Source organism: Streptomyces sp. NPDC059002 (genome assembly GCF_042740435.1).
Taxonomy (GTDB): domain Bacteria; phylum Actinomycetota; class Actinomycetes; order Streptomycetales; family Streptomycetaceae; genus Streptomyces.
On the sequence record NZ_JBHYJI010000012.1, the window covers coordinates 128,107 to 151,083 of the forward strand.

At 70.6% G+C, this 22,977-nt stretch carries 22 protein-coding genes and 1 pseudogene; 14 read left to right on the plus strand and 9 right to left on the minus strand.

All coding sequences use genetic code 11. From position 1 onward, the window contains the following. Nucleotides 1-227: 227 nt before the first annotated feature. On the minus strand, nt 228-1,307 hold the full coding sequence (locus ACFWZ2_RS14155) for an alpha-hydroxy acid oxidase (RefSeq protein WP_384545356.1): 1,080 nt from the start codon (nt 1,305-1,307) through the stop codon (nt 228-230). Between the two features lie 167 nt (nt 1,308-1,474). On the opposite strand from ACFWZ2_RS14155, the gene ACFWZ2_RS14160 reads away from it, so the two are divergent. The 9 genes from ACFWZ2_RS14160 (at nt 1,475) to ACFWZ2_RS14200 (ending at nt 8,910) form a co-directional block, all read left to right on the plus strand. Continuing rightward, nucleotides 1,475-2,131, plus strand: coding sequence for a TetR/AcrR family transcriptional regulator (locus ACFWZ2_RS14160; protein WP_384545357.1), 657 nt, complete (start codon nt 1,475-1,477; stop codon nt 2,129-2,131). Nucleotides 2,132-2,175: 44 nt separating this feature from the next. Next, entirely contained in the window at nt 2,176-3,126 is a 951-nt protein-coding gene (locus ACFWZ2_RS14165) for an alpha/beta hydrolase (protein ID WP_384545358.1), read from the plus strand. 4 nt (nt 3,127-3,130) lie between these two features. Next, nucleotides 3,131-4,489 carry a PLP-dependent aminotransferase family protein gene (locus ACFWZ2_RS14170; RefSeq protein ID WP_384545359.1) on the plus strand — a complete coding sequence of 453 codons (1,359 nt, stop codon included), beginning with the start codon at nt 3,131-3,133 and terminating at the stop codon, nt 4,487-4,489. A gap of 254 nt (nt 4,490-4,743) precedes the next feature. Next, nucleotides 4,744-5,364, plus strand: coding sequence for a TIGR03086 family metal-binding protein (locus tag ACFWZ2_RS14175; protein WP_384545360.1), 621 nt, complete (start codon nt 4,744-4,746; stop codon nt 5,362-5,364). Between the two features lie 17 nt (nt 5,365-5,381). Continuing rightward, nucleotides 5,382-5,642, plus strand: coding sequence for a hypothetical protein (locus ACFWZ2_RS14180; RefSeq protein ID WP_384545361.1), 261 nt, complete (start codon nt 5,382-5,384; stop codon nt 5,640-5,642). A gap of 17 nt (nt 5,643-5,659) precedes the next feature. Beyond that, nucleotides 5,660-6,634 carry a hypothetical protein gene (locus ACFWZ2_RS14185; protein WP_384545362.1) on the plus strand — a complete coding sequence of 325 codons (975 nt, stop codon included), beginning with the start codon at nt 5,660-5,662 and terminating at the stop codon, nt 6,632-6,634. Beyond that, nucleotides 6,624-6,977: a holo-ACP synthase gene (locus tag ACFWZ2_RS14190; protein ID WP_384545363.1), complete on the plus strand. Its 354-nt coding sequence runs from the start codon at nt 6,624-6,626 to the stop codon at nt 6,975-6,977. The genes ACFWZ2_RS14185 and ACFWZ2_RS14190 overlap by 11 nt, the downstream gene beginning before the upstream one ends. Beyond that, nucleotides 6,974-7,396: an acyl-CoA thioesterase gene (locus ACFWZ2_RS14195; RefSeq protein WP_384545364.1), complete on the plus strand. Its 423-nt coding sequence runs from the start codon at nt 6,974-6,976 to the stop codon at nt 7,394-7,396. Before ACFWZ2_RS14190 ends, ACFWZ2_RS14195 begins: the two co-directional genes overlap by 4 nt. Beyond that, entirely contained in the window at nt 7,396-8,910 is a 1,515-nt protein-coding gene (locus ACFWZ2_RS14200; RefSeq protein ID WP_384545365.1) for an AMP-binding protein, read from the plus strand. Before ACFWZ2_RS14195 ends, ACFWZ2_RS14200 begins: the two co-directional genes overlap by 1 nt. 7 nt (nt 8,911-8,917) lie before the next feature. Here the strand turns inward: ACFWZ2_RS14200 and hydA are convergent, their stop codons facing one another. From hydA to ACFWZ2_RS14225, 5 genes are all read right to left on the minus strand, one after another. After that, nucleotides 8,918-10,312, minus strand: a complete 1,395-nt coding sequence (gene hydA, locus ACFWZ2_RS14205; RefSeq protein WP_384545366.1) for a dihydropyrimidinase — start codon at nt 10,310-10,312, stop codon at nt 8,918-8,920. A gap of 66 nt (nt 10,313-10,378) precedes the next feature. Continuing rightward, nucleotides 10,379-11,662 (minus strand): aspartate aminotransferase family protein, encoded by a 1,284-nt coding sequence (locus tag ACFWZ2_RS14210; protein WP_384545367.1) that lies wholly within the window; start codon nt 11,660-11,662, stop codon nt 10,379-10,381. Continuing rightward, complete coding sequence (locus tag ACFWZ2_RS14215) at nt 11,659-12,501, minus strand: nitrilase-related carbon-nitrogen hydrolase (protein ID WP_384545368.1); 843 nt, start codon at nt 12,499-12,501, stop codon at nt 11,659-11,661. Before ACFWZ2_RS14215 ends, ACFWZ2_RS14210 begins: the two co-directional genes overlap by 4 nt. A gap of 190 nt (nt 12,502-12,691) precedes the next feature. Further along, entirely contained in the window at nt 12,692-13,993 is a 1,302-nt protein-coding gene (locus ACFWZ2_RS14220) for a hypothetical protein (protein ID WP_384545369.1), read from the minus strand. A 189-nt stretch (nt 13,994-14,182) separates the two neighbouring features. After that, a complete protein-coding gene (locus ACFWZ2_RS14225) occupies nt 14,183-14,434 on the minus strand; it encodes a helix-turn-helix domain-containing protein (protein WP_384545370.1) in 252 nt (83 codons plus the stop codon). A 48-nt stretch (nt 14,435-14,482) separates the two neighbouring features. Here ACFWZ2_RS14225 and map point away from each other — a divergent pair, with 48 nt between their 5' ends. Beyond that, complete coding sequence (gene map / locus ACFWZ2_RS14230) at nt 14,483-15,250, plus strand: type I methionyl aminopeptidase (protein WP_384545371.1); 768 nt, start codon at nt 14,483-14,485, stop codon at nt 15,248-15,250. A 46-nt stretch (nt 15,251-15,296) separates the two neighbouring features. Then, nucleotides 15,297-17,171 carry a WD40 repeat domain-containing protein gene (locus ACFWZ2_RS14235; RefSeq protein WP_384545372.1) on the plus strand — a complete coding sequence of 625 codons (1,875 nt, stop codon included), beginning with the start codon at nt 15,297-15,299 and terminating at the stop codon, nt 17,169-17,171. Nucleotides 17,172-17,186: 15 nt separating this feature from the next. On the opposite strand, the gene ggt is transcribed toward ACFWZ2_RS14235, so the two are convergent. Further along, complete coding sequence (ggt, locus tag ACFWZ2_RS14240; protein ID WP_384545373.1) at nt 17,187-18,992, minus strand: gamma-glutamyltransferase; 1,806 nt, start codon at nt 18,990-18,992, stop codon at nt 17,187-17,189. A 104-nt stretch (nt 18,993-19,096) separates the two neighbouring features. On the opposite strand from ggt, the gene ACFWZ2_RS14245 reads away from it, so the two are divergent. The 3 genes and pseudogenes from ACFWZ2_RS14245 to ACFWZ2_RS14255 all read left to right on the plus strand — a co-directional run. Beyond that, nucleotides 19,097-19,852 carry a hypothetical protein gene (locus tag ACFWZ2_RS14245; RefSeq protein WP_384545374.1) on the plus strand — a complete coding sequence of 252 codons (756 nt, stop codon included), beginning with the start codon at nt 19,097-19,099 and terminating at the stop codon, nt 19,850-19,852. A 185-nt stretch (nt 19,853-20,037) separates the two neighbouring features. Beyond that, a complete protein-coding gene (locus ACFWZ2_RS14250) occupies nt 20,038-21,174 on the plus strand; it encodes an Ig-like domain-containing protein (RefSeq protein WP_384545375.1) in 1,137 nt (378 codons plus the stop codon). Nucleotides 21,175-21,179: 5 nt separating this feature from the next. Continuing rightward, nucleotides 21,180-21,422 (plus strand): annotated as a pseudogene (locus ACFWZ2_RS14255) (acyl esterase); the annotation flags it as partial. Nucleotides 21,423-21,459: 37 nt separating this feature from the next. Here the strand turns inward: ACFWZ2_RS14255 and ACFWZ2_RS14260 are convergent. Together ACFWZ2_RS14260 and ACFWZ2_RS14265 are read right to left on the minus strand one after the other, a co-directional pair. Further along, entirely contained in the window at nt 21,460-22,329 is an 870-nt protein-coding gene (locus ACFWZ2_RS14260) for an amino acid ABC transporter permease (RefSeq protein WP_384545376.1), read from the minus strand. Further along, nucleotides 22,326-22,970 (minus strand): amino acid ABC transporter permease, encoded by a 645-nt coding sequence (locus ACFWZ2_RS14265; protein ID WP_384545377.1) that lies wholly within the window; start codon nt 22,968-22,970, stop codon nt 22,326-22,328. Before ACFWZ2_RS14265 ends, ACFWZ2_RS14260 begins: the two co-directional genes overlap by 4 nt. Nucleotides 22,971-22,977: the final 7 nt, after the last annotated feature.

The window sequence follows — 22,977 nt, forward strand, 5'->3', positions numbered from 1 at the left end:
TAGGCAGTCGCCCTATCCCCTCGGCGGCAGATCCACCGTTATTCCCTTGGCGACGACTCCATCGTTACTTATTACTTTGGAGTAATCAAGGGATGATTTCTGTTAAATTACTACTTGCAAGTAGGCAAGTGATTCAGCCCACATTGCGATTTCGGGTACGCCAAAGATCCCATCCACCTCGGAGAATCCGATGAATGAGAATCGGCTGAATCGTTCAAAAGCGCAGTTCAGTGATGAACAATTCTTGAATTCCCGAAGTCCCCCACTCGAGGCGCCCCCATGAGCGCCATCACTTCTTCGAACTCGTCAAGCAGCACCCGGAGGACGCCGGAGACGCCCGCACTTCCGGAATGAGCCAGTCCCCACAGGGCCGGACGGCCGACGAATACCGCGTCGGCGCCCAGGCAGAGCGCCTTCGCGATGTCCGCACCATGCCGAATCGCCCCGTCGACGATCAGCCGACAGCGCCCGTCCACGGCATCGACGATCTCCGGGAGAGAGTCGATGGCCGGGACAGCGAAATCGAGCTGCCGGCCTCCATGATTGGAGACGACGATCCCGTCGACGCCGCATTTCACGGCGAGCTCGGCATCCTCGGGTGCAAGTACACCCTTCAATACGAGCGGCAGCGAAGTTCGGTTCCGAAGCCATTCAAGATCTTTCCATGTAATGGAAGAGTCGAACTGCTCCTTCGAATGCCGGGCAATGGCGGACTCGCCCGCCACGCCCCCATGAGATGCGGACATGACAGAAGGGTCGACATTCACCGCGCGGATACCCGCGGGAACGGCGAACCCATTGCGTGCGTCCCGCGGCCGATGCGCCACTCTCGGCGCGTCGACCGTCAGTACGAGTGCCCGATAACCTGCGCCTTCCGCCCGCCGGACCAGATCGGCGAGCGCCTCACGGCGTCTGAGCCAGTAGAGCTGCAGCCACAGGGGCCCGGTCGCCGCCGCCGCGATGTCCTCGACGGTCCGGCTCGCGAACATGCTCACGGTGAGCAGTACGCCCGCCGCGCCGGCCGCGCGCGCGGTCGCCACCTCGCCCTCGGGGTGCGCCAGTTGGTGGTACGCCATGGGCGCGATGCCGAGGGGAGCCGCCAACGGAGTGCCCAGCAGGGTCACGCCCGGGTCGCACGCGGAGACGTCGACGAGGCAGCGGGGGCGCAGCCGGATCCTGTCGAGCGCCGCACGCGCCGCCGGGAGCATCGACTCGGTGCCGCTGCCCCCCTCGAAGAAGTCCCACACGGGACCCGGAAGGCGCGCCTCGGCCCCGGCCCGGTACTCGCGCAACGTCAGCGCCGACACTGTTTCGTCTCCCCCGCACTCACCTAGATCCGTGCAGCAAACTAAACGCACGGCCGTTCAGTAACTGTACTCTTGCACAATGTCCGCACGGTCGTCCACTTTGTATGGTGAGCAGCCTGGACACTTGGACACCGACCCCCCGCGCAGGGAGATAGAGGAGGTGGTGCGTGACCACGACGACCACGCAGGTCCGCACCGACGGGCGGATCGCACGCGGAAACCAGACCCGGCAGTTGATCCTTCGGCGCGCCGTGGAGATCGCATCGGTGGAAGGCCTCGAGGGCCTTTCCCTGGGGCGTCTGGCAGGTGAACTCAAGCTCAGCAAGAGCGGAGTGTTCGCCCTGTTCGGCTCCAAGGAGGAGCTCCAGCTCGCGACCGTGCGCGCCGCCATCAAGATCTACATCGAGTACGTGGTGCAGCCCAACCGTGAACTGCCCGCGGGAATACACCGGTTGTGGAGCCTGTGCACCAGCTGGCTCACCTACTCCGAGCAGCGGGTGTTCCCCGGCGGCTGCTTCTTCTACTCGGTCTCGGCCGAGTACGACGCACGCGACGGCAAGGTCCACGACACGGTCGCCGGTGCCCACGGCAGCTGGTTCAAATATCTTGAGCAGACGATCGACGAGGCGCGGAGGGCGGGCGAGGTGCGCGACGACACCGACATCCCCCAACTCGCCTTCGAGCTGGTCGCCCTGCTCGAAATGGCCAACGCCGAATCCGTGCTCCACCACAACTTCACCTGCTACGCCAGGGCAGCCGAGGGCATCCTGCACCGCCTCCGCGGTGTCGCGACGGATCCCTCCCTGCTCCCCGACACACCTTGACACTCCCGCGGTCCGCCGGACCGCGGCCCCGGTCCGGAGGCACCATGGCATTCGATCCACAACTCCAGGCGCTGTACGACCAGCGCGCCGCGCAGGGGGTCCGCCCCCTGTACACGATGAGCCTCGCGGAGGCGCGGGCGGCCGATCTCGCCGCCATCCAGGCCGACTCGGGGACTCCCGAGCCCGTGGCGCAGGTGATCGACGAGTCGATACCCGGCCCGGCGGGACCGCTCCCCGTCCGCGTCTACCGGCCCGCGGGCGAGGGCCCGTTGCCGGTGCTCGTGTACTTCTTCGGCGGCGGCTGGACGCTCGGCTCCATCGAGACCAGTGACGCGATCTGCCGGAGCCTGGCCAATGCCGCGGGCTGCCTCACCGTCGCCGTGGGCTACCGGCTCGCGCCCGAGCACAAGTTCCCCGCGGCGCCGCAGGACTGCCTGGCGGGGGTGCGCTGGGCCGTCGAGCACGCCGGACGGTTCGGCGGCGACCCCGCGCGCGTGGCGGTCGGCGGCGACAGCGCGGGCGGCAACCTCGCCGCCGTGGTGTCGCTGATGGCGCGGGACGCGGCGGCCCCGGACATCCTGGCCCAGCTGCTCGTCTACCCGAACACGGACTACCTCGCGGACACCCCGTCGCGCCGCGAGAACACCGATCCGCTGCTCTTCAACGACAAGTCCGTGCAGTGGTATTGGGACAACTACCTGGCCTCGCCCGAGGACGGCGTGAGCCCGCTCGTCTCGCCGCTGCGGGCGGCCGACCACTCCGGCCTTCCGCAGGCCCTGGTGATCACCGCCGAGTACGACCCGCTGCGCGACGAGGGCGAGCAGTACGCCGAGCGGCTGCGGGAGAGCGGCGTGCGGGTCGAGGCGACCCGCTACCCGGGCGTGGCGCACGGCTTCTTCGCCATGGCAGGATCCCTCGACGCGGGCCGCCGCGCCGTCGAGCAGGCCGCCGCGTATCTGCGCACCGCCTTCGCCGGCGCCACGACGAAAGGCTGATCCCATGGCAGACACCACGGCCCACACCGGGGCGCTCGACCTCGGCGAGCTGCACGGCTCCCTGACCGATCCGGTGCTCGACGCGATGAACTTCCTCAACGAGGTCGTCGCGCGCTTCCCCGACGCCGTCTCCTTCGCGCCCGGCAGGCCCTCCGAGGGCACCTTCGAGCCGGAGGACCTGGCGCGCCATCTCCGGTCCTTCTCCGACCACTTGGAGCAGGAGAGCGGCTGGTCGCGCGACCAGGTGCGCACCCTGCTCTTCCAGTACGGACGCACCAACGGCATCATCCACGACCTGATCGCCCGCACCCTCGCCAACGACGAGGGCATCGAGGTCGCCCCGGAGTCGGTGGTCGTGACGACCGGCTGCCAGGAGGCGATGCTGCTCACCCTGCGCGCCCTGTTCGCACGGCCCGAGGACACCCTGCTCGTCAGCTCGCCCTGCTACGTCGGCGTCACCGGCGCGGCCCGGCTGCTCGACATCGCGGTACGCCCGGTCGCCGAGGGCACCGCGGGCCCCGACCCCGACGCGGTCCTCGCCGCCGTGCGGGAGACCAGGGCGCAGGGGCGGCGGCCGCGCGCCCTGTACGTGGTGCCGGACTTCGCCAACCCGTCGGGGGCGAGCATGACCGTCGCCGCCCGCGAACGGCTCCTGGAGATAGCCGTCCAGGAGGACCTGCTGATCCTGGAGGACGACCCGTACGGATTCTTCGTACGGGAGGGGTCGGCGAGGCCCACGCTCAAGGCCCTCGACCGCGAGCGCCGCGTCCTGCACCTGGGGTCGTTCTCCAAGACCGCGCTGCCCGGCGCGCGCGTCGGCTATGTGGTGGCCGACCAGGAGGTGGTGGGCCCCCGGGGCGAGCGGACGCTGCTCGCCGACCAGCTCTCCAAGATCAAGAGCATGACGACGGTCAACACGTCGGCGATCAGCCAGGCCGTGGTCGGCGGGCTCCTCGTCGAGTCGGGCTGCCGGCTCCGCGAGGCCAACGCCGACGCGATCGAGTTCTACCGCACCAATCTCAACACCCTTCTCGCGGAGCTGGAGCGGCACTTCCCCGCCGCGCGCCGCGAGGAGCTCGGGGTCGACTGGAACCGTCCCGACGGCGGCTTCTTCCTCGTCGTACGCGTCCCGTTCGTGGCCGACACCAAGGCTCTTGAGCGCTCGGCGCGCGCCTTCGGCGTGCTCTGGACGCCGATGAGCGACTTCTACCTCGACGGCGGCGGCGACCACCAACTCCGGCTCTCCTGCAGCGCCCTGAGCCCGGAACAGATCGTCGACGGCGTGGGCAGGCTGGCCGCCTTCATCGCCGAGCAGGCCACGGAGGCCACAGAGGCCACAGAGGCCGCGGAGGCCGCCGAGTAACCAGCCCGGACGGGCAGCACGCGCACGCGAGGCCGAGGGGCCCGGTCGGTCAGGACCGGGCCCCTCGGCCTTTTCCTGGCCCACTAACTAAACGTACGGTCGTGCTATTGTTTTTCTGTCCGCGCTCCCACGACAGCGACCGCGGCTCATGTCGCCGTGTCCCGACACCTACGGAAACGGCATCCCCGGCCCCGGCGCAGACCGCCCAACGGCCCCCCACCAGCGTGGGACAACCACTCGCCGAAAGGATCCGCATGGATATCCGGAAGCTCGACCGGACGGCAGTGCTGGAAACCGTACGCATCCTGGAACAGTCGTCTCCCGAACACTGGGAGGCCCCCACCCCCTGCGCGGACTGGAACCTCCGTGACCTGGTGGCGCACATGGCGGGCCAGCACATCGGCTTCGCCGCGGCCGCCGCAGGAGAAGGCGCGGACCTCGCCGTGTGGCGGCCCGCCGAACTCGGCGACGACCCGCTCAAGACCTATCGCGCCGCCGCCGACGCGGTCCTCGACGCGTTCGCCCAACCCGGCGTGCTCACCAGCGAGTTCGCCCTGCCCGAGATCAGCACGACCACCACCTTCCCGGCCCAGGTCGCCATCGGGTTCCACTTCCTCGACTACGTCGTGCACGGCTGGGACGTGGCCCGGACCCTGGGCCTCGACCCGCGGGTGGACGACGACATCGCCGAGGCCGCCCTCGTCTTCGCCCTGCGGGTGCCGGACGACGACCGCAGGCTCGGCCCCGAGGCGCAGTTCGAACCGGCCCTGACACCGGCCAAGGGGGCGCCCACGCTCGACCTCGCCCTCGCGGCACTCGGGCGCACACCCGGCTGGACCGCTCCGGCCGCCCCCGCGACATCACCGCAGCACTGACCCACAGGGAGACATCCATGCTTGCTGACCTCAGGACCAACGTCGCGCGCCGGCTCGGCCTGCCGCAGGAGGAGGTCTTCGACGGGCGGCCGCTCTCCGCCGTCCTGGTCGCCTCGCCCGACGCCATCAACTCCATCGACCTGCTCGACGCGTTCGCGGGCGCGCTCGCCGACGCCGGTGTCGACGACGACGTGGAACTGCCGACGATGACCCTCGACCACACCGCCGAGGACGTCGTCTCGGCCCTCGGCAAGCAGCTCGCCACCACCTCCTCCTGACCGGAAGGCGTCCCGACATGCTGATCATGACCGACATCGTCAAGGAGCTCCGCGCGGGTGCCACCGTCAGCGATGTGCTGCGCGTCCAGCAGAGCTACCACGAGCAGCGCCGCTGGGGCACGGACAAGCTCTTCGACGGCCGCAGGCTGAACCGGCCCGCCGCGGGCGACAAGGCCGCGCTCTGGCACGCCTCGCGCGCCGAACTCACCACCCAGCCCGCCGGCATCCGGCTCGCCGTGGACGGCGTCAAGCTCGCCAATGAGATCCGCGATGCCAACCCGCTCGGGGCCAACGTCCTGCACATCGCCGCCGCCTGGTCGGCGCGGTACTGGCTGGAGGAGGAGGCGCACCACGAGGTCGCCTTCGGCCGCCTCATGGAGATGGCGGGCGTCGACCCGATCGACGAGGACGAGGTCATCGAGCACCGGGGCGCGTTCCCCACCGACAACTACGCCCGGGTCTGCATCCTCCAGGCGTGCGTCGAGATCGAGGCCTGTGTGTCGTACGGCTGGCAGTCCCGCACCACCGAGGACGGCCTGGTCCGCGACGTCTTCCACACGATCATGAAGGACGAGGTGCAGCACCGGCAGTACTTCGCCTCGTTCGCCAAGGCCCTCGTCGAGTCCGGGGTCTACCCCATCAAGGACGTCCTCTCCATGGCGTACACCTGGATCCGCCCCGACGGCGGCGAGACGTTCGGCTCGGCCCGCGAGGCCCAGACCGAGCGCCAGGGCTTCGTCAACTGGTGGGAGCAGACCCGCACCGCCGAGGAGGAGTTCGGCCTCAGCGACGAGGCGCTGCACGAGGGCTCGGTCCACATGAAGAAGCTGACCAGCGTGTTCGCCCTGGTCCGCGAGGTGACCGGCATCCACACCCAGTCGTACGAGGACCTCAAGCGTGCCTACTTCGCCAGCCTCCGGACGAACGATGTCGACCGGATTCGATCTGCAGTCCGTGACGGAGCTGCGCGGGAAGCGGCACTTGCTCGATAGCGGCGCCCTGTTCACCGGGGGCGAGCGCGCGCACTGCGCGTCCCGCCCCCGCCCGGACGCCTCCCTGGCCGGTCTCTTCGCGGCCAAGGAGGCGTTCGTGAAGGCGCTCAGCTCCCTGGGCGGCGGCCCCGCGCACACCTTTCCCGAGGTCGAGGTCGTCCACGGCCCCGCGGGCCAGCCCCGGATACGCCTGCACGGCGAGATCGCCGCATGGTGCGCGGAGCGGCGCATCGCCGTCGAGTTGTCGATCAGCCACACCGGCGACCTGGCCGGTGCGGTGGTGGTGCTCCTGGCCGGGGCGGCCGGTGCGGAGCCGACGAGCCACGGAAGGGGCACCCCATGACCACCGGCACACTGCCGCGCCTTGAACACGCCTGCGAAGTCGCCCTGCGCCCCAACGACTTCGACTGGGCCGGGCACCTCAACAACAGCGTGTACGTGCAACTCCTGGAGACCGGCCGCTGGGAGTGGGGCCGGGCCTGCGGCGGCGACCTGAGCGACGGGACACCGGTCGCCGTGGTCCTCCAGCTCCAGCTGGACTACCTCAAGGCCGTCGACTGGGACCCGGTCGGCCGCCTGGTCGTGCGCACCTCGCTGGTGGAGCGGTCCGCGTACAGCTTCACGCTCGCCCAGGACGTCGAGCGCACCGACGGCACCGTGGTGGCAAGGGGCCGCGTCCGTCTGGGGCTCGTGGACCGCGAGACCAAACGCATCCGGCGGGCCGACCTGGACACCCTGCTGAACCTCCCCGGGAGGGCCTGATGATCGCGACCACGTTGCAGGAAGCCGTCGCAGGACAGGCCCACCGGGCGGAGGCCACCGTCACCTTCGGCACATCGGCGCGGCGGGTGAGCCTGACGTATCCCGAGTTCGCCGCGCAGATCGCGGCGGCGTCCTGCGGCTTCGCGGAGCAGGGCGTGCGCCGCGGGGACCGGGTGATGCTGCGCATCGGCAGCTCACGGGACGGCGTGCTCGCGCTGCTCGGCCTGATCCACCTGGGCGCGGTACCGGTCTCCGTCAAGCCGCACGTCCCCGGGGCGATCATCACGCAGTACTTCGCCACGGTCATGCGCCAGCAGGGCGCGACGCACGGCTACCGCGTGTCCGGACACGGCCTGAACGAACTCGAACTGGTCCTGCGCCCGTCGGGCGCGCGGGACCCCGCGCCGGGCGTCGCCGACGACATCGCGTTCGTCCAGTACACGAGCGGCTCCACCGGCATGCCGCGCCCGATCCCGCTCAGCCACCGGGCCGTCCTCGGCAACATCGAGGCGATCCGCGACGTCGCGGGCATGAAGCCGGGCCACGCCGGACTCATCGCGCTGCCGCTCCACCACGACATGGGGCTCATCGGGGTGCTGACCTCACTGGTCCAGGGCATCGACCTGGTCGTCGAGGAGCCCGGCACGTTCCTGCGCAGACCGCTCGCGGCACTGCGTCTCGTGCGGGACGCCGAGTCGGTGCACAGCGCCTTCCCGGACTTCATGCTGCGCTATCTCGCGGCGCGGATCGGTGAGGCGGCGGCCCACGAGACGCCCGACCCCGGTCTCTTCCGCGCCTGGCGCACGGTCTTCTGCGGCGCCGAACCCATCCGCAAGCCGTCCGTCGACACGTTCGTGGGCGCGACCCGCCGCTGGGGCTTCGACCCGACGGCACTGGTGTTCTGCTACGGCCTCGCGGAGGCCGCGCTGATGGCCACCTCGCACCGCTACACGGACCCCGCGACCGGCTTTCGCACCGAAGGCCCCGTCACCTCCGCCTGCCTGGGCACCACCATGCCCGAGCTCGATCTGCGGATCGTCGACGAGGCGGGCCGGGAGTGCGCGGAGACGGAGGTCGGCGCCGTCCAGCTGCGCGGCGCCACGCTGTTCAACGGGTACGACGGGGCCACCGACCACCGCACCGTCTGGTTCGACACGGGCGACCTCGGCTGTCTGCGCGCGGGACAGCTCTATCTGAGCGGCCGCAGGAGCGACCGCATCAGCGTCAACGGCGTGAACGTCTTCGCCGCCGACGTCGAGCTGTCCGCGACGGAGCTGCCCGGCGTCGCCGAGTGCGTGGCCCTGCCCTACGGCGAGTCCTTCGCCCTCGTCGTGGTGTCCGAGCGGGCCAGGGACATCGACACCACCGAGATCGCCCAGCACGTGGCGACCGACTTCGGACTCGCCCCGGGAACCGTCGTCGAGGTCGCCCACAGCGCCATCGCCCGGACAGCGAGCGGAAAGCCCGCCCGCAACCACATGGCCGCACAACTGGAGCAGGGCCTCTTGGGCTGACGAGCGCCTAGCCGGGGTACTGGGTCGTACCGCGCGAAACGTACGCCCCATGCCCTGCCCGCCCGGTGAACTCCCGCTGATCGATGACCAGTTCGCCCCGCGAGAGCACCGTCTCGACCCGCCCGGTGACCCGCTTGCCCTCGTACGCCGAGTAGTCGACGTTCATGTGGTGCGTCGACGCGGACATCACCTGCTCGGCCGCCGGGTCGTAGATGACCACGTCCGCGTCCGCGCCCGGCGCGATCGTGCCCTTCTTGCCGTACATGCCGAACATCCGGGCCGGGGCCGCGCAGGCGATCTCGATCCAGCGGCGGCGGGTGATGTGGCCGTCGACGACCGCCTGGTGGAGCAGGTCCATGCGGTTCTCGACGCCCGGCAGGCCGTTCGGGATCTTCGAGAAGTCGCCGCGGCCCAGCTCCTTCTGGCCGGTGAAGCAGAACGGGCAGTGGTCGGTGGAGACCACCTGGAGGTCGTCGGTGCGCAGCCCGCGCCAGAGTGCCGCCTGATGTTCCCTGGGGCGCAGCGGGGTCGAGCAGACGTACTTGGCGCCCTCGAAGTCCGGCTCGGCGAGGTTGTCCGTGGAGAGGAACAGATACTGCGGACAGGTCTCGCCGAACACCGGAAGTCCCTTGTCCCGCGCGGCCGCCAGCTCCGCCACCGCCTCCTCGGCCGAGACGTGCACGACGTACAGCGGCGCCTCGGCGACCCGGGCCAGCTGGATCACCCGGTGGGTCGCCTCCGCCTCCAGGAGGGCCCTGCGCACCTCACCGTGGTACCGCGGATCGGTCTCGCCGCGGGCGAGGGCCTGCTGGACCAGGACGTCGATGGCGATGCCGTTCTCCGCGTGCATCATGATCAGGGCGCCGTTCGTGGCGCCCTTCTGCATCGCGCGCAGGATCTGCCCGTCGTCGCTGTAGAAGACACCGGGGTAGGCGGTGAAGAGCTTGAACGAGGTCACGCCCTCGCCGACCAGGCCGTCCATCTCCTTGAGCGACGACTCGTTGACGTCGGAGACGATCATGTGGAAGCCGTAGTCGATCGCGCACTTCCCGTCGGCCTTCGCGTAGTAGGCGTCGAGCCCCTCGCGCAGGGAGTGCCCCGCCGACTGCACGGCGAAGTCGATGATCGTGGTGGTGCCGCCCCAGGCCGCCGCCCGGGTGCCGGTCTCGAAGGTGTCCGACGACGCGGTGCCGCCGAACGGGAACTCCATGTGCGTATGGGCGTCGACGCCGCCCGGGATCACGTACTTGTCCGTGGCGTCCAGGACGCGGTCCGCACGCCACTCCTGGGTCCCCGCCGAGGCGAGCGCCGCGATGCGGCCGTCTTCGATCAGCACGTCGGCGTGCATCTCCTCGGCGGCCGTGACGACGAGACCGCCGGTGATCAGAGTGCGGGTACTCATGGGGGTACTCCCCTTTCCTGTTCCTGCTTCCGGTACCTGCGGGGCTGGCGGGGACCCGGGCGTGAACTAGACGCCCCTGAGGGCCTGTTCGAGGATCGAGGCGCCCTCCTCCGCCTCGGCGACGGTCAGCGAGAGCGGCGGGGCGACCCGCAGCACGCTGGTGTTGTGCCCGCCTCCCTTGCCGATGAGGAGACCGCCCTCGCGGGCCGCCTCCAGGACGGCGCCGGCCGCCGCCGGGTCGGGCTCGTCCGTGCCGGGCCGCACCAGCTCGATGCCGATCATCAGGCCGCGCCCGCGCACCTCGCGCACGGCGGGCAGCTGGGCGCAGATCGCCCGCAGCCGCTCGATGAGCAGCCCGCCGACGCGCCGCGCGTTGCCCTGGAGGTCGTGTTCCAGGAGGTACGTGAGGTTGGCGAGGCCCGCCGCCATGGTGATCGGGGATCCGCCGAACGTCGAGATGGAGTTGGCGTCGAGGCAGTTCATGAGCTCGGCGCGGGCCACGACGCCGCCGATCGACATGCCGTTGCCGATGCCCTTGGCGAAGGTGAGGATGTCCGGCGGGCCGTTCTGTGCGTGGGCCTGCCAGCCCCAGAAGTGCTCGCCGGTGCGGCCGAGTCCGGTCTGCACCTCGTCCGAGATCCACAGGATGCCCTGCTCGTCGAGGACTTCACGGAACGCGGCGTACAGCCCGTCCGGCGGCGAGGTGAAGCCGCCCACGCCCTGGATGGGTTCGGCGATCAGCGCCGCCACTCCCCCGCGCGCCTGCCCGAGCACGTCCCGCAGATCGGCGACGCAGGCGGCCGTGAACTCGGCGTCGCTCAGGGCCGCGTAGGGTCCGCGGCTGCGCACGCCCCCGTGCACGTACAGCGTCTGGAGGGGCGAGAGGCTGGTCGGCGACCAGGCGCGGTTGCCGGTGATGCCGACGGCCGTGAAGGAGCGGCCGTGGTAGCTGTTGCGCATCGCCAGGACCTGGTTGGAGTGGCGGTGCGCGGTGGCGAGCATCAGTGCGGTGTCGTTGGCCTCGGTGCCCGACGTGGTGAAGAAGACCCGGGCGTCGGGGATTCCGGAGAGGGCGGCGACCCGCTCGGCGAGGTCCACCATCGGGCGGTTGAGGTAGAGGGTCGAGGAGTGGATGATCCGCCCGGCCTGCTCGGCGACGGCCTTGGTGACCTCGGGCAGGGCGTGCGCGGTGATGGTGGAGAGGATGCCGCCGAAGAAGTCGAGGTACCGCTTGCCCTCGGCGTCCCACACGTGCCGGCCCTCGCCGTGGGTGAGTTCGAGGGGGCGCCGGTAGTAGAGCGCGAGCCAGTCGGGCAGCACGGCCCGGTGGCGGTCGTACAGATCGGTCACGGCTCCACCAGCCCTTCGTAGGCGTCGGGACGGCGGTCCCGGTAGAACGCCCACTGTTGGCGTACTTCCTCGATGAGGTCGAAGTCGAGGTCCCTGACGAGGAGTTCTTCGGCCTTGTCGCTCGCGGGTTCGCCGACGAACCGGCCGCGCGGGTCGACGAAGTACGACGTTCCGTAGAAGTCGTTGTCGCCGTACTCCTCCTGGCCGACGCGGTTGATCGCGGCGACGAAGTACTCGTTGGCGACGGCCGCGGCGGGCTGTTCCAGCTGCCAGAGGTAGGCGGAGAGGCCGCGTGAGGTGGCGGACGGGTTGTAGACGATCTGCGCGCCGTTCAGGCCCAACTGCCGCCAGCCTTCGGGGAAGTGGCGGTCGTAGCAGATGTAGACGCCGACCTTGCCGACCGCGGTGTCGAAGACCGGCCAGCCCGCGTTCCCCGGCTTGAAGTAGTACTTCTCCCAGAAGCCCTTGACCTGCGGGATGTGGTGCTTGCGGTACTTGCCGAGATACGAGCCGTCGGCGTCGATCACGGCCGCGGTGTTGTAGTAGAAGCCGGACTGCTCGACCTCGAAGACGGGGACGACGACCACCATGCCGGTCTCGCGGGCGAGTTCCCGCATGCGTGTCACGGTGGGCCCGTCGGGGACGGGTTCGGCCCAGCGGTAGTGCTCGGGCTCCTGGACCTGGCAGAAGTAGGGGGCGTTGAAGACCTCTTGGAACCCGATGATCTTCGCACCCTGTCGTGCCGCCTCGCGGGCGTGCTCCTCGTGCTTGGCGATCATCGATTCCGTGTCGCCCGTCCAGGTCGCCTGGACCAGTGCGGCGCGTACGACGTTGACCATGAGCTGCTCCTTCACATGCCCTTGAGAGGACGTCAGAGAGCTTCTACGCACGTAGACTTGGTGCGTAGATAGGAGAACGTAAGCCTCCCCCGACGGGCTGAGCAAGACCATCGTCGTGAACCGGCTGAGTCGATCACGTTTCGCACCCGAGCGGGCGAGAAACGGACCGCGGCTGCGGGGAACGGACCGGTCAGGCGCTGAACCCCGCGACGCGCAGCGCGTGCACCAGGTCCCAGTGGTGCTCGTCGGAGACCGCCTTCGCCGTCTCCAGGAGCAGGGGTATGAGGTGGTTCGGATCGGTGTGCGCGCAGCGCGCCGCGTCCTCCGCGGTGCGTACGCGCAGGAACGAGTCGAGCAGCGCGCGGGCCTCGCGCTCCCGGCCCGCGTCGATCAATCCGAGGATCGCCTCCGCCATCTCGGGCGCGGGCCGCGCGACGCCCTGCCGCAGCAGCTTCCTGCAGTCGTCGGAGCGGCCCGCACCGGCCAGCGCGTCCGCCACGGCGACGAGGCGGTCGGGCGGCAGCGACGCGACCTCCCAGAGCAGCGTCGCCCAGTCGGCGCCGAGCCCCGCGCGGTGCAGCTCACCGGCGAGCTCGGGCAGCCGCGCCGCGGGCCAGCCCGCGGCCTCGACGAGTACGCCGTGCGCCTCGCCGCTGCGGCCCTCGCCGCGCAGCCGCACGAGGTCCCGCACGGCGGCGGCGGTGGCCCGTGCGTCCTCGTCCCCGTCCTCGAATCCGTCGCCGGGGCCCGGCACGGCGGCCTGCCCCGGCTCGTCGTCCAGGTGCGCGAAGCGGGCGCCGCGGGGAGCCGCGGCGGCCGGGGCCTGGGCCTCGGGCACACCCGCGAAGGCGTCGGGCCCGTCGCCGTCGCCTTCGATGCCCGCGTACCGGGCGCCGCCCCGCCGCCGGGGCCTCGCCCCGGGGGCGGCGGCCTGCGAAGGGACGCGCGGTTCGGGGGCCTCAGCGGGGCCGGTGTCCACGGCGAACGTTCCGCTCCCGCCCGGCGGGCTCAGGTCGGCCCAGGAGGGCCGTCCCGCGGCGTCGAGCCGGTCCATCCGTTCCTGGAGTTCCACGCAGCGCGCGGTGGCCCGCTCGTGGTCGTCGCGGACCCAGGCCAGGTCGAGGTTGATGCGGTCGGCCTCGTCGGGGCCGGCCGCCCCGGTCAGCTGCCTGCCGAGTTCGGCCTGGCGCTCCAGCGCGTACCGCTGCTCCCTGAGCATCATGTCGAGCCGCTCGCCGAGCAGCTCACGGCCGCCGGGGCGCGCGTCGTACGCGGTGAGCGAGGCGCGGTGCAGAAGGCGGGCGTGCCCCGTCTCCTGCTCGGCCGCGGGCACGCCTCGGTCCGCCGCGAGGTCGTGCAGCAGCGCCTGCACGACGTCCCAGGGCGGCACCTCCGCGCCGTCCAGGCAGGCGCGCATGCCGTCCGGGTCCCGTTGCCAGAACACGCCGCACCAGCCGGCGCTCTGATCGAGCCGCGCCAGCAGATCTCTCAAGTACTTCGCGAACTCCCTCACCTGATCCGGGAGTTGTCCCACTGCCATCCGACCAGCACCGCCCCGTGGAGACTGGAGTCTTCCGGTCCGGAAGATAACACCAGTCGTGTTACGGGACGACTACACGCAGTTTTCCGCCGCCGGGAGGCCACCTCGACGCGCCCCGGCGCGAGCCGCCGCGCCCCCGGCTCACACCGGCACGAGCTCGCACCGCACGACGATCTCGTCGAGCGAGAGCCCCAGGACGGCGGCGAGCGCCGCCACGGTGAACAGCGCGGGCGTGGGCGCCCTGCCGGTCTCGATCTTGCGGAGGGTCTCCGCGGAGACGCCCGCTTCCGCGGCCACCGCCACCATGCTCCGCGCGCCCCGCGCATCCCGCAGCAATTGCCCGAGGCGTTCGCCGCGCTCGCGCTCTTCAGGGGTCAAGGGATTCCGAACCATGGACCCATCGTAGCGGAACCCCATAGAAATACCGGTATAGTAATTGGCATGGTGGAACTCAAGACAGAACTCTCGATCGACGCGATGCGCGAAGCGGGCCGCATCGTGGCACAGGCCCTGACCGCCGCGCGCGAGGCGGCCGCGGTCGGCGTCTCTCTGCTCGACCTGGACAAGGTCGCGCACGCCGTGCTCCGCGAGGCGGGCGCCTCCTCGCCCTTCCTCGGCTACCGGCCGCACTTCGCGCCGACCCCCTTCCCCGCGGTCATCTGCGCCTCCGTGAACGACGCGATCGTGCACGGCATCCCGGACGGCTACCGGCTGCGCGACGGCGACCTGGTCTCCATCGACTGCGGCGCCACACTGGACGGCTGGGTCGGCGACTCGGCGATCAGCTTCACCGTGGGCACCCCGCGCCCCGAGGACGTCCGCCTCATCGAGACCGCGGAGCGCGCCCTGGCCGCGGGCATCTCGGCGGCCGTCGTCGGCAACCGCATCGGCGACATCGCGCACGCCATCGGCACCGTCTGCCGCTCGGCGAAGTACGGCATCCCGGAGGGCTTCGGCGGCCACGGCGTGGGCCGCAGCATGCACGAGGACCCTGCCGTGCCGAACGAGGGCCGCCCCGGCCGCGGCATGCCGCTGCGCCCCGGCATGGTGATCGCCATCGAGCCGATGCTCATCGCGGGCGGCGGCGACGGCTATCACCAGGCACCGGACGGCTGGACCCTGCGCACGAACGACGGCAGCCGCGCCGCGCACGCCGAGCACACGGTCGCGATCACCGAGGACGGTCCCAGGATCCTCACGGCACTGTGACCCCACGGGGACATACCCCGACGTAGATCATCCGTACGATTCACCGGTGACATCAGAGATCATCGACTACGGACAGTTCGCGGACCGCCTTCGGCAGTGGCAACAGGGCGGCTCCCGCTGGGAGTTGCTGGACGCGGTGCAGCGCGAATGGGGCTATGAGGACCCCGGCGGCGAGCCCGGCCACTCCCGGTGGGGCGGCGAGAACCGGCGCGACGGCATCGACTGGGAGCTGCCGGTCCCGCAGGCCCTCAACGAGTGGTGGGACTCGCCGCTCAACTCCTTCGCGTTCAACCCGCGCCTGTACTGGGTCCACACGCAGTGGCCGCCGACGATCTCCGACCTCGAGGTCGCCGCGGACAGCGACCTGCTGCCCGCGGGCGGCGACCGCCGCGTGTGCGTCTTCATGTCCGAGTACCACTACAGCCACGAGTGGGGCTATCTGGCCGCGGAGGCCGAACTGCCCGATCCCCGCGTCGTCGTGAGCATCGGCGGCGCGTGGGTCGTGCAGAGCCGCTCCCTCTCGGAGTTCCTCATGCAGCTGGCCTTCGAACGGATGCCCGCGCACTACGGCTGGACGCTCCGGATCCGCAGCACCACGGTCGACGCCGACCCGGAGATCGTCCGGCGGCTCACCTCCTCGTACCGCGAACTCGGCCTGCTGCCCTGGCAGGAGATGGGCACGGACGCACTCTCGTACGGCGCCCCCGACGCGGTCGTACGTCATGGGCGTGGCCCCGGCGCCGACTTCAGGATCGTCATCAACGCCCGCACCCGCGACGCCCTGATCGCGGTCGCCGAGACCCTCGGCGTCGACTGGTCGGGCGACAAGGCGATCCGGCAGCCCGCCGAGGTGCCCGCACCCCTGGAGAACCTCGGCCCGGTCTCCCTCGCGGAGGGCGACGCCGACCCCAGGGGGCGCTGGCGCGTCCTCTCCCGCGGCCCCTTCGCGCCGCCCGCGGTGCCGGACGCCGCCGCCGCGCTCGTCCCCGCCCCGGGCGCCCTGCGGTCGGTGGCCGCCGACCAGCACGGGACGACCCTCGTGGCGGGCGACGCGGACGGCTCCGTGCACGTCCTGGAGACCGACGACGAGTCCCCCGAGACCATCACGCTGTCCCTGCACCGCGCCCCGGTGACCGCGCTCGCCTGCGTCGGCCTCGGCAACGGCAGGCGCCTCGTGCTGAGCGGCGACGAGCACGGCGTGATCCGCTACTGGAGCACCCGCCGCAAGCCCCTGCGCGCCCCCTTCGCCCGCCGCGGCACGCCCGTACGGGCGCTGGCCGCCGCGCGGTTGGCGACCGGGCCCGCGCTCGCCGCCGCCTGGGCCGACGGTCTGGTCCGCGTCTGGGACATCGGTTCGGACGCGGTGGCGGGACTGCGCCTGGGCACCGGCATCCGCTTCCTCGGCCTCGACGAGGACGGCACCCTCCACGTCACCGACGGGGACGGCACGTCCGCGCTCCGCCTCGACCCGGCGAGGCTGTGGCCGCACCGCGACCTCCAACTGCGCCTGGAGGACGTCGACTGGGGCTCGCTGTGGACCGCCCGCGGGCCCGGCCACATGATCCCCGAGCTGATCGGCAAGGTCACCTCCGACGACAAGAAGACCGCCATGGACGCGGTCCACGACCTGTACCGCCTTCTCGTCTCCAAGGAGGCGTCCTCGACCGCGGCGGTCCCCGCGATCCCGTTCCTCGTCGAGCTGATGACGGACCCGGACAACACGTCCCGCAGCACCCTGCTGCTGCTCATCGCGGACCTCGCCGACGTCCGCCAGGCCCGCGGCGGCCGCGGCGACGCCCAGCTCGCCGCGGTCCGCGAGGCGCTGCCCACACTGCGGTATCTGCACGACGACCCGGAGTCGGCGATCCGCTGGGCGGCCAACGAGCTGGAGCAGAACTGCGCGGCGTCGCCCGCCTCGTAGCGACGCCGGTTCAGCTCACCCGGCGGGCCGCACCACCATCGCGGACCCGCCGCCCCTGCGGACCTTCTCCGCCGCCGCGAGCCACTTGCCGTCCGGCAGCCGCTGGACGCCGGTGGCCGCGCCGATCTCCGGGTTCTGCTTGAAGGAGTGCCCCAGCGACTCCAGGGAGCCCCTCAACGGGCTGTTCCAGAGCCCGGGTTCGAGCTCGGTCTGCGCGGCGTTGCGCTGGCTGGCGCGCGGCGCGGCGATCGCGTCGACCAGCGGCAGCCCGCGGTCGACGAAGCCCGTCAGGGTCTGCAGGACGGTGGTGATGATGGTCGCGCCGCCGGGCGAGCCGAGCGCCACCACCGGCTTGCCGTGCTTGAGCACGATCGTCGGCGCGAGCGAGGAACGCGGGCGCTTGCCGGGTCCCGGCAGGTTCGGGTCGTGCACGGCCGGGTCGGCGGGCGCGAAGGAGAAGTCCGTCAGTTCGTTGTTGAGCAGGAAGCCGCGGCCGGGGACGGTGATGCCGCTGCCGCCCGTCTGCTCGATGGTGAGGGTGTACGCGACGACGTTGCCCCACTTGTCGGACACCGTGAGATGCGTGGTGTTCTCGCCCTCGTACGTCGTGGGGGCCGCCTTGTCCGCCGCGGCGCACGCCTCGGGGTGGCGCGGATCGCCGGGCGCGAGCGGGCTCTTGAGGACCGCGTCGTCCTTGATCAGGCACTCCCGCGAGTCCGCGAACCGCTGCGTGAGGAGCTCCTTCGTCGGTACGTCCTCGAAGGCGGGGTCGCCCACCCAGCGCCCGCGGTCGGCGAACGCGACGCGGCTCGCCTCGATGTAGCGGTGCAGGTACTTCGCCTCGGACGCCTTCGAAAGGTCGGTCCGCTCAAGGATGTTGAGCGCCTCGCCGACGGTCGTGCCGCCGGAGGACGAGGGCGCCATGGAGTAGACGTCCAGGCCGCGGTAGGAGGCCTTCGTGGGCTTCTGGCGGTTCGCCTCGTACGCCGCGAGGTCCTCGGCGGAGAGGTCGCCGGGGCGCACCACGCGCCCCGAAGCCGGGTCGACCGGCGGCTTGTTCACCGTGCGCACGATGTCCTCGCCGATGCCGCCCCGGTACACCGCACCGATGCCCTTGCGGCCCAGTTCCTCGTACGTACGGGCCAGATCGGGGTTCTTGAACGTCGAGCCGACCACCGGCGGCTGTCCGCCCGGCAGGAACAGCTTCGCGGTGTCGGGGAAGTCCTTGAATCGTTTCTGGTTGGCCTCGGTCTGCGAGCGGAACGTCGGATCGACCGTGAAGCCGTCGCGGGCGAGGCGCTCGGCGGGCTTCAGGAGCGTGCCGAGCCGTCTGCTGCCCCACTGGTCGAGCGCCGACTGCCAGGTGGCGGGCGTGCCGGGGGTGCCGACGCCGAGGCCGCTGGTGACCGCGTCCTCGAAGGGGATGGGCTTGCCGTTCTCCAGGAAGAGCGCGGAGTCGGCGGTGCGCGGCGCGGTCTCGCGGCCGTCGATCGTGCTGACCTTGTGGGTCTTCGCGTCGTAGTGCACGAAGTAGCCGCCGCCCCCGACGCCCGCCGAGTAGGGCTCGGTGACCCCGAGCGCCGCGGCGGTGGCGACGGCCGCGTCCACGGCGTTGCCGCCCTTGCGCAGGACCTCGATGCCCGCCGCGGACGCGTCCGCGTCGACGCTGGCGACCGCTCCCCCATGGCCGACGGCGACCGGCACCTTCTCCGGTGCCGGTTCCGCTGAGCGCGTAGACGAAGGGGGCGCGGCCGCACCGACCGACACCAATACCCCTCCGACCGCCAATAGCGTCAGATTCCGTACGACAGCGCGACGCATTCGTACCTCCAGTCAACAGCCGTCTGCGCAGCGTAACTTCGCGCCCCCCGCCGCGTCAGGACCTCCTCGAACACCGGTCCGGCGGCCCGCTAGCATGCGCCCCCATGACTGAAGACGTGCGCAATATCGTCCTCGGCCTGATCGCGGTCGGCATCAGTGCCGTCCTTGGATGGCTGGCCCGCTCCTACCTGTGGAAGCGCAGGCTCCGCCGCAAGCAGGCCTTCTTCGGGCTGCCCGAGAACTCCGAGTCGCTGCTCGTGGTCAACCGCGACGCGGGCGGACCCGAGCTGACCGTGGTGCGCCACGACGTGTTCGCGCTGATCGAGCTGGCCGCGGTCATCAAGGAGTGCGGGGCGCACGCGCAGATCGTCGCGCACGACGCGGCCCAGCAGGGCTTCGGCGAACGCACCGAGTTCTGTGTGGGCAGCCCGGTGGCGAACCGCCGCATGGCCGCGCACATGCACTCACTGCTCCCCGGCGTCCGCGTCAACACCGAGCCGGAGCCGATACCCGACCGCGGCGCCTTCCAGATCGGCACCGAGCGCTACCGCCTGGAGTCGGGCCTCTCCGAGTACGTCATCCTCGCCAGGCTCACCGCCGACCAGGGCCAGGAGGCCCGCCCGGTCTTCCTCTTCTGCGGCCAGCGCGCCGTCACCAGCCAGGCGGCGACCCGCTATCTGGCCCGCCACCACGAGAAGCTCGCCCGCAAGCACGGCAACAACTCCTTCGTCCTGCTCCTGAAGGTCGTCAACTCCCAGGCGTACGGACCCGACGTCCTCGAACTCGTCGCGGACGTGACCCGCGCGGCACAGACCCCGCCGCCCGTCCCCTCGGCGCGCAACTCCCATCGCGCCAAGTGACACGCCGCTCACCGTGCGCCGACACCATCCGGGGCCTTCTGTGATCTAGCAGGCAATTTCCGGACATCGCGCAACCTGAAGGCGTCCTCAGGACTCTCTCCGTGCAGTCCACATTCGCACGGAGGTACGTTTCCTTGACCCCCCAGAGCTCTTCGAGCCGTCGACGCCCCCTTCGCACCCGCCACGTGGCGACCGCGGGAGTCGCGGTCCTTGCCGCCGCCCTGAGCGCCTGCTCGGGCGGCAGCGGCTCGTCCGGCGCCGACAAGGCCGCCGAGAAACCGAAGATCTCGGTGAACCTCTCGGGGCAGCAGGCGAAGGCGGGCGGCCCGGTCACGGTGAAGCTCGCCGACGGCAGGCTCAAGGACGTGACGGTCACCGGCGCCAAGGGCGCGAAGCTGCCCGGCAAGCTCTCGGCGAACGGCACCACCTGGACCTCGGACCGCAAGGCCGCGCCCGGCACGGCGTACCAGGTCGAGGCGGTCACCGACAAGGGCGGCAGCGCGAAGCACTCCTTCAAGACGGCCGCGCCCGCCAAGGTCAACAAGGTGACCCTCGCCCCGGGCAAGAACACCACCGTCGGCATCGCCCAGCCCCTGTCGATCACCTTCGACAACCCGGTGCGCAACAAGGCCGAGGTCGAGAAGCACCTCAAGGTGACGACCTCGAACAACACCGAGGGCTCCTGGGGCTGGATCAAGAACTACGACGGCAAGGACCGCGTCGACTGGCGCCCCAAGGAGTACTGGAAGTCCGGCACGAAGGTGAAGCTCGATGCCCGGCTCAACGGCATCGACTCGGGCGGCGACGACTGGTTCGTGCGCGACTACGCGACGAACTTCACCATCGGCAAGAACCAGGTCGTCAAGGTGAACCTGGACAGCAAGACGGCGACGCTGGTGCGCGACGGCAAGACCCTCAAGTCGCTGCCGATGTCGGCAGGCACCCCGGGCGGCGAGAAGGCGTCCTGGGGCGGCACCTCGGTCCTGATGTCGAAGGAGGGCACGATCAACATGCGCTCCGAGACCGTGGGCCTGGGCGACGCCTACGACAAGATGGTCGACTACTCGATGCGCCTCACCTGGTCGGGCATGTACGCGCACGCGGCCCCGTGGAACGCCTCGTACTTCGGCAACACCAACCACAGCTCCGGCTGCGTCGGCATGAGCGACGGCGACGCGGGCTGGCTCTACGGCCAGGTGCAGATAGGCGACCCCTTCGAGGTCACCGGCAGCGGCTCGAAGGGCGTCCCCGACCCGGGCAACGGCTACGGCGAGTGGAACATCGACTGGTCGGACTGGCAGGCGAAGAGCGCGCTGAAGTAGACGCGGCGAAGCCGCGCACCACGCTCGCCGGCACCAAGGAGAGCGGCACCCTCGTCGCGTACCTCTGCGACGGGGGCCCGCTCGGCCTTGGCAAGCTGGTCAGCGTACCGGCGGGCCACGAGCTCGCCCTGGTCGTCGACACGGTCGACCCGCTCTACATCGAGCACAACCCGTCCGGCGCGCAGCTGACCTTCTCCTCGCCCGGGGCGGACCCGTCGTACGTGTCCGTCCCGCTGCGCGAGCAGTGATCACCGGCTGCTGCCGGGTGGGCCTGGCCCTGCTTGGCTACTGCGTACCTGGCAGCAGCGTCCCTGGTTCGGCCGGCGCGACTTCCGCGGCCTCCGTCTTGGGATTCCGCCGCTGACGCCTGGACACCCACTGGGCGAACCACGACAGCAACATGCACATCCCGATGTAGATCGGTGAGATCACCATGACCACGGGGATGAAGGGCAAATCGTAGTCGAGATTCGACGCGATCAGCTTCCCCGCGTGGAGAAACTCCTCATAGGTGATCAGATAACCGAGCGACGTGTCCTTCAGGGCCACCACCAACTGGCTGATGATGGCGGGCAGCATGGCACGGACGGCCTGCGGGACCAGGACGTGACTCATGACCTGGGTCTTGCGCATGCCGAGCGCGTAGGCGGCCTCCTTCTGGCCGCGCTCCACGGAGTTGACGCCCGAGCGGAAGACCTCGGCGAGCACCGAGCCGTTGTAGAGCGTGAGTCCGGCGACGAGGGCGGGCAGCGGCTGCACCTTCAGCGCCACGAAGACGAAGAAGATCATCACCAGGACCGGCATCGCGCGGAAGAACTCCACGAGCAGCGTGGCCACCCAGCGCACCGGGCGGTGGTCGGAGAGCCGCCCCATGGCGAGCAGTCCGCCGAGCGCGAGCGCGAGGACCGCGGAGATCGCGAAGGCCTTGAGCGTGTTGCCGAGGCCGCGCAGCAGCAGTTCCTGGATGCCCTTGTACTCGAAGGGCGTCCACTTCGTGGCCGTGAACTGGTCGGTGTCGAAGAGCAGGTACAGGATCCAGCCGACGAGGCCGAGCACGACCAGCGTGGAGAGCACCCCGTACAGCTTGTGCCGCCGCACGGTCTTGGGTCCGGGGATGTCGTACAGGGCGGTGGAATCGTGGGAGAGGGCTTTCATCGGGCGACTCCCCAGCGCTTTTCGAGGACATTGAAGATCGCGCTGATGGCGAGGGTGATGATGAGGTAGCCGAGGGCGATCCAGACGAAGGTCCAGATGATGTTGTAGCCGAGCTCGCTGAGGGTCTTGTAGGTGCCGAGCAGCTCGGTGACGCTGAACGCCCCCGCGATCGCCGAGTTCTTGGCGAGCGCGATGAGGTTGGAGCCGACCGGCGCGATGACGGACCGGAAGGCCTGCGGCAGCACGACCTTGGACAGGGTCTGCCCGAAGGTCATGCCGAGGCTGCGGGCCGCCTCGCCCTGCCCCTTGGGGACGGTGTTGATGCCCGAGCGGATCGCCTCGCAGATGAACGCGGAGGTGTAGCAGCCGAGTGCGAGGACCGCGAACACCTTGAAGGGCAGCACGAGTCCGAACCGCGGAAGGCCGAGCAGCACGGCGAAGAAGAGCAGGGTGAGCGGGGTGTTGCGCAGGACCGTCACCCACACCGTGCCGAACACCCGGAAGGATCCGACGGGCGCGACCCGGAACGACGCCATGAGGAAGCCGAGCACGAGCGCGAGGACCGAGGCGTAGACGGTGAGTTCGACGGTGCCGAGGAAGCCCTCGCCGAACGTGGAGAAATTGTCTGTCAGTACGTCCACGACGCCT